11 protein-coding genes and 1 pseudogene are annotated in these 14025 nt (G+C 74.4%); 7 read left to right on the plus strand and 5 right to left on the minus strand.

Annotated features, from left to right (window positions below):
• Positions 1 to 105 precede the first annotated feature (105 nt).
• From mfd to I4I82_RS18580, 4 genes and pseudogenes are all read left to right on the plus strand, one after another.
• Complete coding sequence (gene mfd / locus I4I82_RS18565; RefSeq protein ID WP_218593300.1) at positions 106 to 3651, plus strand: transcription-repair coupling factor; 3546 nt, start codon at positions 106 to 108, stop codon at positions 3649 to 3651.
• Positions 3652 to 3717: 66 nt separating this feature from the next.
• The gene (locus I4I82_RS18570; RefSeq protein ID WP_225920623.1) at positions 3718 to 4644 is read left to right on the plus strand and encodes a hypothetical protein; all 927 of its coding nucleotides are present in this window, start codon (positions 3718 to 3720) and stop codon (positions 4642 to 4644) included.
• A 2-nt stretch (positions 4645 to 4646) separates the two neighbouring features.
• Positions 4647 to 5330, plus strand: a pseudogene (locus tag I4I82_RS18575) (nucleoside triphosphate pyrophosphohydrolase); the annotation flags it as partial.
• A gap of 37 nt (positions 5331 to 5367) precedes the next feature.
• On the plus strand, positions 5368 to 6129 hold the full coding sequence (locus tag I4I82_RS18580; RefSeq protein ID WP_218593299.1) for a lytic transglycosylase domain-containing protein: 762 nt from the start codon (positions 5368 to 5370) through the stop codon (positions 6127 to 6129).
• On the opposite strand, the gene efeB is transcribed toward I4I82_RS18580, so the two are convergent.
• The 4 genes from efeB to I4I82_RS18600 all read right to left on the minus strand — a co-directional run bounded on the left by efeB (position 6108) and on the right by I4I82_RS18600 (position 9859).
• Complete coding sequence (gene efeB, locus I4I82_RS18585; protein WP_218593298.1) at positions 6108 to 7346, minus strand: iron uptake transporter deferrochelatase/peroxidase subunit; 1239 nt, start codon at positions 7344 to 7346, stop codon at positions 6108 to 6110. The two genes, I4I82_RS18580 and efeB, sit on opposite strands and share 22 nt — an antisense overlap.
• A 13-nt stretch (positions 7347 to 7359) precedes the next feature.
• Positions 7360 to 8487, minus strand: coding sequence for an iron uptake system protein EfeO (gene efeO, locus I4I82_RS18590; protein ID WP_218595901.1), 1128 nt, complete (start codon positions 8485 to 8487; stop codon positions 7360 to 7362).
• A 35-nt stretch (positions 8488 to 8522) separates the two neighbouring features.
• Positions 8523 to 9341 carry an iron uptake transporter permease EfeU gene (gene efeU / locus I4I82_RS18595; protein WP_218595902.1) on the minus strand — a complete coding sequence of 273 codons (819 nt, stop codon included), beginning with the start codon at positions 9339 to 9341 and terminating at the stop codon, positions 8523 to 8525.
• Positions 9342 to 9481: 140 nt separating this feature from the next.
• Positions 9482 to 9859 (minus strand): tetratricopeptide repeat protein, encoded by a 378-nt coding sequence (locus I4I82_RS18600; protein WP_172154650.1) that lies wholly within the window; start codon positions 9857 to 9859, stop codon positions 9482 to 9484.
• 115 nt (positions 9860 to 9974) lie between these two features.
• On the opposite strand from I4I82_RS18600, the gene eno reads away from it, so the two are divergent.
• From eno to I4I82_RS18615, 3 genes are read left to right on the plus strand one after another with little or no spacing between them, the layout of a single operon-like run.
• On the plus strand, positions 9975 to 11264 hold the full coding sequence (gene eno / locus I4I82_RS18605) for a phosphopyruvate hydratase (protein WP_218592891.1): 1290 nt from the start codon (positions 9975 to 9977) through the stop codon (positions 11262 to 11264).
• A 5-nt stretch (positions 11265 to 11269) separates the two neighbouring features.
• Entirely contained in the window at positions 11270 to 11770 is a 501-nt protein-coding gene (locus I4I82_RS18610; protein WP_226370130.1) for an FtsB family cell division protein, read from the plus strand.
• A 5-nt stretch (positions 11771 to 11775) separates the two neighbouring features.
• Positions 11776 to 12252, plus strand: a complete 477-nt coding sequence (locus I4I82_RS18615; RefSeq protein ID WP_218592897.1) for a DUF501 domain-containing protein — start codon at positions 11776 to 11778, stop codon at positions 12250 to 12252.
• Positions 12253 to 12270: 18 nt separating this feature from the next.
• Here the strand turns inward: I4I82_RS18615 and I4I82_RS18620 are convergent, their stop codons facing one another.
• Positions 12271 to 13959: an acyl-CoA dehydrogenase family protein gene (locus tag I4I82_RS18620; RefSeq protein WP_218592892.1), complete on the minus strand. Its 1689-nt coding sequence runs from the start codon at positions 13957 to 13959 to the stop codon at positions 12271 to 12273.
• Between the last annotated feature and the right edge of the window lie 66 nt (positions 13960 to 14025).

A 14025-nucleotide genomic window follows, 5' to 3' on the forward strand; every position in this document is an offset into this window, starting at 1 on the left:
AGGGGCGCGGCGTAGGCTCGGTGGCACGGCCCCGACCGGGTATCCATCCCGGGCAGGGGTCTGTTCCGCGTGCGTCCACCCGCCACCAAGGGGTATCCGAGAACCGTGGCCAAGCTCGCCGGTCTGCTGCACTCCGTCCTCGCCGACTCCGACCTCCGGGCCGTGCTCGACGCCGCCCGCGACACCCGCTCCACCGACGTCCCGGCGCTGCGCGTCGAGGGTCCGGCCGCGCTGCGCCCGTTCCTGGCGGCGGGGCTGTCCGAGGCGCGCACGGTCCTGGCCGTCACCGCCACCGACCGCGAGGCCGAGGACCTGGGCGCGGCGCTGTCCGACCTCACCGACGCCGACTCCGTCGTCGTGCTGCCCAGCTGGGAGACGCTGCCCCACGAGCGTCTCTCGCCGCGCCCCGACACCGTCGGCCGCCGCCTGTCGATCTTCCGCAGGCTGTCCGACCCGGACACCGCGCCGCGGGTCGTGGTCACCGCCGCCCGCAGCCTGATCCAGCCGATCGCGCCCGGGCTGGGCCGCCTGGAGCCCGTCGCACTGCGCGTCGGCGACACCGCCGACTTCGAGGCGCTGCTGGAGCGGCTGGTCGAGCTGGCGTACACGCGGGTCGAGATGGTCACCGCCCGTGGCGAGTTCGCGGTGCGCGGCGGGATCGTCGACGTCTTCCCGCCCACGGCCGACCAGCCGCTGCGCGTGGAGTTCTGGGGCGACGAGGTCAGCGAGCTGCGCACGTTCTCCGTCGGCGACCAGCGGTCCGTCGCGCCGGTGGAGGAGCTGGTCGCGCCCGGCTGCCGGGAGCTGCTGCTCACCGCGCCCGTGCGCGAGCGCGCGGCCGCGCTGGCCCGCACCCACGAGAACAACCCGCCGCTGCGCGAGCTGCTCGACCACCTCGCGGGCGGCATCCCGTCGGAGGGTATGGAGTCGCTCGTGCCCGTGCTCACCGGCGGCGAGCTGGAGCTGCTCACCGACCTGCTCCCGGCCGGCTCGGTCGTGCTCGTCGCCGACCCCGAGCGCGTGCGCACCCGCAGCGCCGACCTCGTCCGCACCGGCCAGGAGTTCCTCGAGGCGTCCTGGTTCGTCGCGGCCACCGGCGGCGACGCCCCGATCGACGTGGGCGCCTCGGCCTACCGCGATCTCAACGACGTGCTGCACCACGCCACCGCCACCGAGCACCCCGTGGTGACGTTCAGCCCACTGCTCTCGGGCCGCGACGACGCCCTCGCCCCGCCCGTCCACGAGGTGGAGTCCTACCGCGGCGACACCGACCGCGCCCTGGTCGACCTGCGCGCGCACGCCGCGGGCGGCGGCACCGCCGTGCTCGTCGTCGGCGGCGCGGGCACCGCGCAGCGCAGCCTGGAGCAGCTGCGCGAGGCCGACGTGCCCGCCACGCTCGTCGACGAGCTGACCGAGGACCCGGAGAAGGGCCTGGTCACGGTCACCTGCGGGCGGCTGACGCAGGGCTTCACGGCCGGGCCGCTGGTCCTGCTGACCGAGGCCGACCTCACCGGCAACCGCGCGGCCGCCACGGCCCCGGCGAAGCTGCCGAGCAAGCGCCGCAACACCGTCGACCTGGTCACGCTCAAGCCCGGCGACCACGTCGTGCACTCCCAGCACGGCATCGGCAGGTTCGTCGAGATGCGGGAGCGCACCGTCGGCGGGGCCACCCGTGAGTACCTGGTGCTGGAGTACGCGTCGAGCAAGCGCGGCCAGCCCGCCGACCGGCTGTTCGTCCCGACCGACTCGCTCGACGAGATCAGCCGCTACGTCGGCGGCGAGATCCCGACGCTCAACAAGCTCGGCGGCGGTGACTGGGCGAAGACGAAGGGCAAGGCGCGCAAGGCCGTCCGCCAGATCGCGGCGCAGCTCGTGCAGCTCTACGCGGCGCGCCAGTCCGCGCCCGGCCACGCGTTCGCGAAGGACACGCCGTGGCAGCGCGAGATGGAGGACGCCTTCCCCTACACCGAGACGCCCGACCAGCTCGCGGCGATCGACGAGGTCAAGGCCGACATGGAGCGCCCGGTCCCGATGGACCGCGTGATCTCCGGCGACGTCGGCTTCGGCAAGACCGAGATCGCGGTCCGGGCGGCGTTCAAGGCGGTGCAGGACGGCAAGCAGGTGGCCGTCCTCGTCCCGACGACGCTGCTCGCCACGCAGCACCTCGACACGTTCACCGAGCGGATGCGCGCGTTCCCGGTCACGGTGCGCGGCCTGTCCCGGTTCACCGACGCCGCGGAGGCGAAGGAGACGGTGAAGGGGCTGGTCGAGGGCACGGTCGACGTCGTCGTCGGCACCCACCGGCTGCTGCAGAGCGGAGTGCGGTGGAAGGACCTCGGCCTGGTCATCGTCGACGAGGAGCAGCGCTTCGGCGTCGAGCACAAGGAGCACATCACGGCGCTGCGCACGCACGTCGACGTGCTGACGCTGTCGGCCACGCCGATCCCGCGCACGCTGGAGATGAGCCTGGCCGGCATCCGGGAGATGTCGACGATCGCGACCCCGCCCGAGGACCGCCACCCCACGCTGACCTACGTCGGCGCCTACGACTCCAAGCAGGTCGCCGCCGCGATCCGCCGCGAGCTGCTGCGCGACGGCCAGGTGTTCTACGTCCACAACCGCGTGTCGACGATCGACCGGGCCGCGAAGACGATCCGCGACCTCGTCCCGGAGGCGCGCATCGCGGTGGCGCACGGGCAGATGAACGAGGACCTGCTCGAGCGCACCGTCAACGGCTTCTGGCACAACGAGTTCGACGTCCTGGTCTGCACCACGATCGTCGAGAACGGCCTCGACATCTCCAACGCCAACACCCTCGTCGTCGAGCGCTCCGACACCCTCGGGCTCTCGCAGCTGCACCAGCTCCGCGGGCGCGTCGGCCGCGGTCGCGAGCGCGGCTACGCCTACTTCCTGTTCCCGCCCGAGCACCCGCTCACCGAGACCGCGCACGACCGGCTGGCCACCATCGCCCAGCACTCGGAGCTGGGCGCGGGCGCGGCCGTCGCGATGAAGGACCTGGAGATCCGCGGCGCGGGCAACATCCTGGGCGCGGAGCAGTCCGGGCACATCGCGGGCGTCGGCTTCGACCTCTACATCCGGCTCGTCGGCGAGGCCGTCGCCGCCTTCCGCCGGCAGGCGGGGGCGGGCGAGGGGGAGGCGGAGGAGACCCTCACCGAGGTGCGCGTCGACCTGCCGATCGACGCCCACGTGCCGCACGACTACGTCACCGGCGAGCGGCTGCGCCTGGAGGTCTACCGCAAGATCGCCGAGGCGGGCGACCGCGCGGCGCTCGACGCGATCGTCGACGAGCTCACCGACCGCTACGGCGAGCCGCCCGCGCCGGTGCGCAACCTGCTGGCCGTCGCGGAGTTCCGGCAGGTGTGCCGCGGGCTCGGGATCGGCGAGGTCGCGGTGGCCGGCAACGCGGTGCGCGTCGGGCCGGTCGACCTGCTCGACTCGGGCCAGATGCGGCTCACCCGCCTCTATCCGAAGTCGCAGTACAAGGCGGCCGCGCGGGCGGTCATCGTGCCCAAGCCGGTGGCCGGCGGGCGGATCGGCGGGGCGCCGCTGCGCGACGTCGAGCTGCTGGAGTGGGCCACCCGGCTGGTGCGCGACCTGGCCACCCCGGCGAAGGCGCCCGCCGCGGGGTGATACCGCCCGGCCGGCCGTTGATCCCGCCGCACGGCCCCCGACCGCCGCCATGAGAGGGTGGCGCCCGTGCGCAGGCAGGTGGGACGGGTCGTGGCCGCGGTGGCGGTCGTGGGCGCGATGGTCAGCGGGTGCGGCTCCGGACCCAGCCAGGTCGGGTCGGCGGCGATCGTCGGCGACGAGGTGATCGAGCTGAGCACCGTGCAGGACCAGATCGCGCTCGCGCTGAGCCCCGACAAGGCCCAGGCCGTCGCCGGGCGCAACCAGGGCGCGGGCGGCGGCTACGGCGCGCCGCAGGTGGCCCGGGAGATCGTCACGAGCGCGATCCTGGGCGACCTGCTCGACCGGCGCACCGCCGAGGAGGGCATCGCGGTGAGTGACGCCGAACTCGACGCCGCGCTCGCCACGGCCGGCAGCCCCGACGAGCTGGCGCAGGCCTCGCTCTACACGCCGCAGGTGCAGCGGGAGAAGATCCGCGACGACCTCGCCGCCGCGGCGCTCGGCGCCCGCTACGTCGACCGGCTCGGCGTCACGCTGGAGTTCGTGGCGCTCCCCACAGAGGAGGAGGCCACCGGGGCCGCGCAGGCCGTGGCCGCGGGCGGTCCCGGCGCCGACGCCGTGTTCGCCGACGTGCCGCCCGAGCAGCGCGCCCAGCAGGTGCGGGCCGTCGACAACCCCGCGCTCGCCACCTCGTTCGCCTTCGGGACACCGGCCGGCTCGGTGATCGTGCTGCGCCCCGCGCAGGACGGCGCGCCCTGGACGGTCATCCGGATCCTGGAGCGCACCACAGACCTCGCCCCCGAGGGCCCGTCGGCGCTCGACCGGTTCAGCCAGTCCGACCTGCAGCTCATCGGCTACCGGCTGCTGCAGCCGGCGTCGGAGGAGCTGGGCGTGCAGGTCAACCCCCGCTTCGGGGTGTGGGACCCGATCCAGCTCGCCGTGGTCGACGCCGACCAGACGGCCGGCACGATCGTCCGCGCCCCCGCCGCGCCGTGAGCGGGGAGCCGCTCATCGAGGCCGTGGCGGTCATGGACCGGCTGCGCTCGCCGGGGGGCTGCCCCTGGGACGCCGAGCAGACGCACGCCTCGCTGCTGCAGTACCTGGTGGAGGAGTGTTACGAGCTCTACCAGGCGATCGAGGACGGCGACCGCGCCGCGCTGCGCGAGGAGCTGGGCGACGTCCTGCTCCAGGTGCTCTTCCACGCCCGCATCGCCGCCGAGGGCCCCGACCCGTTCACGATCGACGACGTCGCGGCCGACCTGGTCGCGAAGCTCGTCGGGCGGCACCCGCACGTGTTCGCCGGCACGGAGGTGGTCGACACCGCGGAGCGGCAGGAGCACCGCTGGGAGGAGCTCAAGCGCGCGGAGAAGCAGCGGGACTCGAGCGTCGACGGCGTCGCCACCGCGCAGCCGGCCGTGGCGCTCGCCGCGAAGCTGGCCAGCCGCACCGCGCGCGCCGGGCTGCCCGTCGAGCTGCTGCCGTCCGGGTCGGGGGTGGGGGAGCAGCTGTTCGCGCTGGCCGCCCGCGCGAAGCTCGCCGGGGTCGACCCCGAGGCCGAGCTGCGCACCACCTCCCGCCGCTTCGAGGCCGACGTCCGCGCCGCCGAGGACGCCGCCCGGGCGGCCGGGCTCGACCCGCACGCCCTGGGCGAGCAGGACTGGCTCCGGTTCTGGCCCCGCTGAGATCCCTCTCAGCACGCTTCCCGGTACGTTCGGCGCAGTGACCCGTCGCCGATCCCTCGCCGGCCCGCTCGCCGCGCTCGTCGCGTTCGGGGTGGTGCTGGCGTTCCTGGTGGCCGTCGTGCGCGGCCTCGACGGGCAGCGCCCGACCGGCGGTGACGGCCTGACCGCGGCCGACGTCGACCGCGACACCCCGGTCGCCCAGGGCGACCCGCTGCCCGAGGGCGTCGACCTGGACACCTGGGCCGAGGCCGCCGCACCGGGCACCGGCGTGCCGGCCCGCGCGCTGCGGGCCTACGGCGGCGCCGAGCTGGCGCAGCGCGCCGAGACGCCGGGCTGCCGGCTGTCCTGGACGACGCTGGCCGGGATCGCGCGCGTCGAGTCCGACCACGGCGGCCTGGGCCGGTCGCAGCTCGGCGACGACGGGCGCCCCGAGCCGCGGATCGTCGGCGTGCCGCTGGACGGCTCGTCGGGCGTGCGGGAGATCCTCGACACCGACGGCGGCGCGCTCGACGGCGACACGACCTACGACCGCGCCGTCGGCCCGCTGCAGTTCCTGCCCACGACCTGGGAGGTCTACGGCGCCGACGGCGACGGCGACGGCGTCCGCGACCCCCACCAGATCGACGACGCCGCCCGCGGGGCCGCCGCGTACCTCTGCGCCGAGGGCCGCGACACCGCCGACGGCACGGGCTGGTGGGACGGGGTGCTGGCCTACAACCGCTCCGGGGAGTACGCGCGGCTGGTGTGGGCCGCCGCCGACCGCTACGCCGGCGCCGCTCAGGCCTCGAACAGCGACTGACCCCAGTACCCGCCCTCGCCCAGCCCGGCCGGGCAGGCGAACACCGCGGACCCGGTGTGCTCGATGTACTCCATGAGCACGTCCTTCGTGGACAGCGCGCGCTGCATCGGCACGAACTGCGCCTGCGGGTCGTTCATGAACGCGATGAAGAACAGCCCGGCGTCGAGGTGGCCCTGCCCGTCGCTGCCGTCGACGAAGTTGTAGCCGCGACGCAGGATCTTCACCCCGCCCAGCGCCTCCGCCGACGCCAGCCGGATGTGGGCGTCGACGGCGATCCGGGGCGCGCCGGTCTCGTCGGTGGCGGCGAAGTCGGCGGGGTCGAACTCGGCGGCCGCGCCGAAGGCCGCGCCCTCGTCCTTCGTCCGCCCGATGATGACCTCCTGCTCGACGAGCGAGGTCCGGTCCCAGATCTCGATGTGCATCCGGATCCGGCGCGCCACGAGGTAGCTGCCGCCCGCCAGCCACGCGGGGCCGGCGTCGGGGGACACCCACACCTGGTCGCGCAGGCCGTCGGGGTCCTCGGCCTTGAGGTTGTTGGTGCCGTCCTTGAACCCGAACAGGTTGCGGTGGGTCTCCTGCGCCGTCGACGTCGACGACGTGCGCCCGAACCCCAGCTGCGACCAGCGCACCGCAGTGGTGCCGAAGCCCATCCGCACGAGGTTGCGCACGGCGTGCACCGCGACCTGCGGGTCGTCGGAGCAGGCCTGGATGCACAGGTCGCCGCCGGAGAGCGCGGGGTCGAGCTGGTCGCCGGCGAAGCGCGGCATCTCGGCCAGCCCGGGTGGGACCAGCGACGGGTCGAGCCCGACCTTCGCGAACAGCGACGCCCCCACCCCGAAGGTCAGGGTGAGCGACGCGGCGGGCAGTCCGAGCGCCTCGCCCGTGTCGTCGGGAGGGGAGTTCGGGTTGCCGCCGGTGGCGCCGCCCGGGGTGGTCTCCGCACCGGCCGTCATGCGTTCGGCGGCCGCCGTCCAGCGCTGCAGCAGCGCGCGCAGCTCCTCGCGGTCGTCGGTGATGACGTCGAGGGCGACGAAGTGCAGGCGGTCCTGCGCGGGCGTGACGATCCCGGCCTGGTGCTCACCGCGGAACGGGACGACGAGCTGGGCCGGGCCCGGCGCCGCCGGGGCGGCGGCGCAGCCCGCCACCGCCCCGATCCCGGCGGCCGCGGCGCCCGCACCGGTCCACCCGAGCAGCCGTCGCCGCGAGAAGGCACTCATGCCGATCATTCCCTCACGACGAGACGACGCCCGCGACCTGGCTCACCGGCTCGCCCAGCGCGTCGACGGCCTCGGTCATGGCCTTGACGTCGTCCGGGGTGAGCGCGGTGTAGAGGACGAACCCGTCGCCGTCGCGGTAGTTCTCCAGCAGCGCGTCGACGGCGGCGAAGCGCTCGTCGAGCAGCGGGCCCAGTGCCGGGTCGCGCTCGTCGATCACCGGGCGCAGGGCCGCGATGGCGCCCTGCGAGCCGTCGACGTTGGCGCGGAAGTCCCACAGGTCGGTGTGCGAGTAGCGGTCCTCCTCGCCGGTGATCTTGCCGGTGGCGACCTCGTCGAGCAGCTCCTTGGCGCCGTTGGCCAGGTTGAGCGGGGTGAGCTCGACGCTAGGGACGCGGTTGGCGAGCTCGGTGATGTCGTCCATCAGCATGTCGGCGATCGCGGTGGAGTCGGGCTGCAGGCCGTCCTGCCACAGGTCGCGCTCCAGGCGGTGGAACCCGGTGAACTCGACGCCGGGCTCGCCGTCGTCGCGGCCGTCGATGCGCGGGTCGAGGTCGCCGAAGGACTCGGCCACCGGCTCGATCCGCTCCCAGTACGTGCGGGCGATCGGGAACAGCGCCTTCGCGCCCTCGACGTCACCCGCGACGACCGCGTCGACGAACTCCTGCGTCTTCGGCACCAGGGCCTCGACCTGCGAGTTCACGTAGCGCTGGTAGCCGGCGGTGGCCTCGGCCAGGCGGGTGTCGGTGTCGACGGAGCGCTGCGCGGAACCGGTGACGGTGAACGCGCTGCGGATGCCGTCGCCGACCATGCCGGGCTTGCACGCCGTCTCGTACTCGCCGCCCTCGGGCACCTCGACGATGAGCCGGCGCGAGAGGCCGGGGCCGATGTTCTCGACCTCGCCCATGATCCGGCCGCCGGTGGCGTAGAGGTAGAACTCGGTGACCTTGGAGCCGCCGTTGGTGATGTCGAACGAGATCGTGCCGGCGGGGGCCTCGGCGGCGCTGACGTCGCAGGCGTCGTCGGCGGCGGCGACGGTGATCGGCCCGCCCGCGCCCGCGTCGACGGGGGCGGTGCTGGTGCAGCCGGCCATGGCGAGGCCGAGGACGGCGAGGCCGACGGCGGCGGGGGTGCGGCGGGACATGGTTCTCCTCGTGCAGAACGAGCGGGAGTGGTGGATCACGCGGGGGTGGTGGTGCGGACGCGGTGGGGGCGCAGGAAGAGCGGGAGCACCACGGCGACGTAGGCGACCCAGACGGCGGCCTCGAGCACGGTGGTGGCGGGGGAGAAGTTGAAGATCCCCTTGAGCAGCACGCCGTACCAGGAGTCCGGCGGCACGGCGGTGCTGACGTCGAACGCCAGCGTGTTCAGGCCGGGCAGGATGCCGGCCTCCTGCAGGTCGTGGACGCCGTAGGCGAGGATCCCGGCGGCCACGAAGATCAGCAGGCCGCCGGTGACCGAGAAGAACTTCCCGAGGTCGAGGGTGACCGCGCCCCGGTAGATCAGGTACGCGATGACGATCGCGACGGCGACGCCGGACAGGAAGCCGATCAGCGGCTCGGTCGTCTCGCCGGCGGCCTGGGCGGCGGCGAAGAAGAAGACCGCGGTCTCCAGGCCCTCGCGGCCGACGGCCAGCGCGGCCATCAGGACGACGGCGCCCGATCCCATGGCCAGCGCGTCCTCCATCCGCCCGCGCAGCTCGGCGGAGATGGACCGCGCGGTCCGGCGCATCCAGAAGATCATCCAGGTGACGAAGCCGACGGCGATGATCGACAGCACGCCGCCGAACGTCTCCTGCGCCTCGAACGTGAGGGCCTGCTGGGTGAGCGTCAGCACCAGGGCCACACCCACGCTGATCACCACGGCGATGCCGACGCCGAGCCAGACCTTGGGTAGCGCCGAGCGCCGGTCGGTGCGCACGAGGAAGGCGATGAGGATGCTCACCACCAGGGCCGCCTCGAGCCCCTCGCGCAGGCCGATCAACAGGTTGCCCAGCATCGTCGTCCTCCCGAGGTGAGCCTCAGCAGAGGCACGGGGAGGCTAACTTGCCGACGCGGCCAGCGGAAGGCCGCCCCGGTCACATCCCCGCAGGTCAGCGGGCATTCGGGGCCTTCGTCCGGTTCGTCCGGGAGTCGGCTCTAGTCGTCCTCGAGCGCCAGCCGGGCCCGGACCTCGCCGAGCGCCTCCTGGTACTCCGGCCGCGGGTCCATGGCCGCGGCCATCTTGAGCTGCGCGTGGGCCTCGGGGAGCCGGCCCTGGCGCTGCAGCGCCTTGCCCAGGGCGAAGCGCGCGTAGTGGTCGGCCGGGTCGAGGTCCAGGACCCGCACGAACGCCGCCTCGGCCCGCTGGAGCTGCGCGGAGTTGAGGTACGCGCGCCCGGCGAGGAGCTGCACCGAGGCGTCGTCGGGTTGGGAGTCCAGGACGGGCGCGAGCGCCTGGAGGGCGTCCAGGGGACGGCTGCGCGCCACGAGCATCTCGGCGCGCCGGAACGAGGCGAAGAGGTCGGGACCCGTCATGGTCGCTCCCACGTTAGGGCGTGCGGACCCGCCCGTCGACACCTGCGCGGGTCGTGGGCCCCCGCCGACTACCCTGGCCGCGGAACCGGAGATCACGGCATGGAGCGGAGCACTGGTGGCGGTCATCGAGCAGGTCGGCGCACGCGAGATCCTCGACTCGCGGGGCAACCCCACGGTCGAGGTCGAGGTGTCCCTGGAGGACGGAACGCTGGGCCGCGCCGCGGTCCCGTCGGGTGCGTCCACGGGTGAGCACGAGGCGGTCGAGCTGCGCGACGGCGACCCGCTGCGCTTCGGCGGCAAGGGCGTCGAGAAGGCGGTGCGCAACGTCCTCGACGTCATCGCGCCCGAGCTCAAGGACATGGAGGCCGTCGACCAGCGGCTCATCGACCAGGTCCTGCTCGACCTCGACGGCACACCCGACAAGTCCAAGCTGGGCGCCAACGCGATCCTCGGCGTCTCGCTCGCGGTCGCCAAGGCGGCCGCCGAGTCCTCCGGGCTCGACCTCTACCGCTACCTCGGCGGGGCCGGCGCGCACGTGCTGCCCGTGCCGATGATGAACATCATCAACGGCGGCGCCCACGCCGACAGCTCGGTCGACGTGCAGGAGTTCATGATCGCGCCGGTCGGCGCCGAGTCCTTCCGCGAGGCCCTGCGCTGGGGTGCGGAGGTCTACGCCTCGCTCAAGTCGGTGCTCAAGTCGAAGGGCCTGGCCACCGGCCTGGGCGACGAGGGCGGCTTCGCCCCCGACCTGCCCGGCACGCGCGCCGCGCTCGACCTGATCGCCGAGGCCGTCGAGAAGACCGGCTACACGCTGGGGCGCGACATCGTGCTCGCGCTCGACGTGGCCGCCACCGAGTTCCACAGCGACGGCGTCTACTCCTACGAGGGCCGCACGCTCACCTCGGCGCAGATGTCGGACGCCTACGCCGAGCTGATCGGCGCCTACCCGCTCGTCTCCATCGAGGACCCCCTCGACGAGGACGACTGGGAGGGCTGGGTGCAGCTGACGAGCGCGATCGGCGACAAGGTCCAGATCGTGGGCGACGACCTGTTCGTCACCAACCCCGAGCGGCTCGAGGAGGGCATCGCCCGCGGCGCCGCCAACGCGCTGCTGGTGAAGGTCAACCAGATCGGCACGCTGTCGGAGACCCTCGACGCCGTCGCGCTGGCCCACATGTCCGGCTACCGCTGCATGATGAGCCACCGCTCGGGCGAGACCGAGGACACCACGATCGCCGACCTCGCCGTCGCCACCGGCTGCGGCCAGATCAAGACCGGCGCCCCGGCCCGGTCCGAGCGGGTCGCGAAGTACAACCAGCTCCTGCGCATCGAGGAGTTCCTGGGCGACGCCGCGCGCTACGCGGGCGACCTCGCCTTCCCGCGCTTCACCCCCACCGCCGGCTGACCCACGTGGTCGAGGAGCGCACGCGCGCCCGCCGGGCCGCGCGCCCGGCGGGCACCGGTGCGGCCCGCCGGCGCACCCGCGAGCCGCAGCTGACGAAGGTCCGCTCGCGCGCGGGCACCGTCGTCGCGGCCACCACCGGGATGCTCGGCGTCTCCTCGACCCGCCGCGCCGCGGTGCTCGCCATCGTCGTCTGCGCGCTGGCGCTCACCGTCGCGGTCCCGCTGCGCAACTACGTCGCCCAGCAGCAGGAGCTGGCCGCCGTCACCGAGCAGCAGGAGGCGCTCGCCGCCGAGGTCGACGAGCTGACGCGGGAGAGCACGCGGCTGTCCGACCCGGCCGTCACGGCGGCCGAGGCGCGCTCGCGGCTGGGCTACGTCGCGCCGGGGGAGACGCCCTACGTCGTGCAGCTGCCGGTCGACCCGTCCACCGAGGTCGCGCCCGACCCGTTCCGCGACGAGCCGTGGTACCGGCGCCTGTGGCGCGACGTGTCGGAGGGACCGGCGTGACCGGCATCTCCGAGGCCGACTCCGCCGCTGTCGCCGCCCAGCTCGGCCGCGCCCCCCGCGCCGTCCGGGAGGTGGCCCACCGCTGCCCGTGCTCGCTGCCGTCGGTGGTGCAGACCGCGCCCCGGCTGGAGGACGGCACGCCGTTCCCCACGCTCTACTACCTCACGTGCTCGCGGCTGAACTCCCGGATCGGCAGCCTGGAGGCCGACGGGCGGATGCGCGAGATGCAGGACCGCCTCGCCGAGGACCCCGACCTCGCCGACGCCTACCGCCGCGCCCACGAGGCCTACCTCGCCGAGCGCGACGCGATCGGGTCGCTGGGCACGGCGGTCAGCGCGGGCGGGATGCCCGACCGCGTCAAGTGCCTGCACGTGCACGTCGCCCACGCGCTCGCTGCCGGGCCGGGCGTCAACCCGTTCGGCGACGAGGCCCTGGCCGAGCTGGGCGAGTGGTGGACGGCCGGGCCCTGCGCCACGCCCTGAGCCGCCCCGCGCCGACGTCTACCGCTGCGGCGTGACCCGCTCCGTCAGCGCCTCGATGTGCGACTCCGCGGGCAGCGTGCCCGACGTGCGCCACGGCCCGTCGGGCAGGAACCGGCTCGACACGAACGCGCTCGACACCTCCACGGGCGCGAACCGCAGCAGCAGGCTGCCCTGCAGGCAGAGCGCGAGCATCTCGGCGAGCCGCCGCGCCCGGCGCTCCTCGCGGCTGCGCAGCTCCATCCGCAGCTCGTGCACGCCGCGGTCGAACCACTCGTCGGAGCCGCCCGCGAGGTCGATCTCGGCCAGGACGGCCTCCACCGCGTCGGGCTCACGGGTGACCGCGCGCAGGACGTCGAGCGCGGTGACGTTGCCCGAACCCTCCCAGATCGAGTTGAGCGGGGCCTCGCGGTAGAGCCGCGGCATCCCCGACTCCTCGACGTAGCCGTTACCGCCCAGGCACTCCAGCGCCTCCGCGACGGCCGCGGGCGCCCGCTTGCACACCAGGTACTTCGACGCGGGCAGCGCGAGGCGCAGGAACGCGTGCTCGCCGCGGTCGACGGCGCCGGCCAGCCGGATGCCCAGCGCGGTGGCCGCCTCCGACTCCAGTGCCAGGTCGGCGATCACCGTCCGCATCAGCGGCGTCTCCCCGACGACCGACCCGAACGCCCGCCGGTGCGCCACGTGGTGCGCGGCCTCCGACAGCGCCGCGCGGACGACCGCGGCGGAGCCGAGCACGCAGTCCAGGCGCGTCATCGACACCATCTCGATGATCGTGGTGACGCCGCGGCCCTCCTCGCCGAGCCGCCAGCCGGTGGCGCCGGTGTACTCGAGCTCGGCGGAGGCGTTGGAGCGGTTGCCGAGCTTGTCCTTGAGGCGCTGCAGGTGGATCGCGTTGCGGGTGCCGTCGGGCAGGACGCGGGGGAGCACGAAGCAGGTGAGCCCGCCGGGGGCCTGGGCGAGGGTGAGGAACAGGTCGTTCATCGGCGCCGAGGTGAACCACTTGTGCCCGGTGAGGCGGTAGGTGCCGTCGGCGACGGGCGCGGCCGTGGTGGAGCCGGCGCGGACGTCGGAGCCGCCCTGCTTCTCGGTCATCGACATGCCGGCGAGCAGCCCCGCCTTGCGCGAGGGCTCCGTGAGGCCGAACTCGTAGACCTGGCTCTGCAGGCCCGGGACGTAGGCGGCGGACAGGTCGGGATCGGCGCGCAGGGCCGGCACGGCGGCGTAGCTCATCGAGATCGGGCAGCAGTGCCCCGCCTCGAGCTGGCTCATCAGGTAGAAGCCCGCCGCCCGTGCCACGTGCGCGCCGCTGCCCGGCTCGGCCAGCCACGGCCGCCCGTGCAGCCCCCAGCCGACGGAGCGGCCCATCAGCCAGTGCCACGACGGGTGGTACTCGACCTCGTCGATCCGGTGGCCGTAGCGGTCGTGCGTGCGCAGCACCGGCGGGTGGGTGTCGGCGAGGCGGGCGTGCTCGCGCGCCTCCTCCGACGACGCCAGCGCGCCGAGCGTGCCCAGGTGCGCGAGCGCGTCGCCCGCGCCCTCGCGGGCCACGGCGTCGGTGAGCGCGGGGTCGCACGCCAGCGCGTCGAACCCGGCGAGGGGAGGGGGCTGGTTCTCCACGGCGTGCGTGCCACCGGCCCGCTCCGGGACCGTCCCCTGCTGGGCCGGGATGCGGGGTGCCCGGACCTCCTGCTCACCGCGCGTGGCCATGACGAGAGGGTAGTCGGGCGGGGGTCGTCCCGTACGGTGATCGCGCCGGATCCGCCCCGAGGGACC

Source organism: Pseudonocardia oceani (assembly GCF_019263585.2).
Taxonomy (GTDB): Bacteria; Actinomycetota; Actinomycetes; order Mycobacteriales; family Pseudonocardiaceae; genus Pseudonocardia; species Pseudonocardia oceani.

What these genes read in the sequence shown, in the direction of transcription:
- efeB (WP_218593298.1), bottom strand. Translation starts at nt 7,346, where the DNA reads ATGAGTGCCTTCTCGCGGCGACGGCTGCTCGGGTGGACCGGTGCGGGC.
- efeO (WP_218595901.1), bottom strand. Translation starts at nt 8,487, where the DNA reads ATGTCCCGCCGCACCCCCGCCGCCGTCGGCCTCGCCGTCCTCGGCCTC.
- efeU (WP_218595902.1), bottom strand. Translation starts at nt 9,341, where the DNA reads ATGCTGGGCAACCTGTTGATCGGCCTGCGCGAGGGGCTCGAGGCGGCC.
- I4I82_RS18600 (WP_172154650.1), bottom strand. Translation starts at nt 9,859, where the DNA reads ATGACGGGTCCCGACCTCTTCGCCTCGTTCCGGCGCGCCGAGATGCTC.
- I4I82_RS18620 (WP_218592892.1), bottom strand. Translation starts at nt 13,959, where the DNA reads ATGGCCACGCGCGGTGAGCAGGAGGTCCGGGCACCCCGCATCCCGGCC.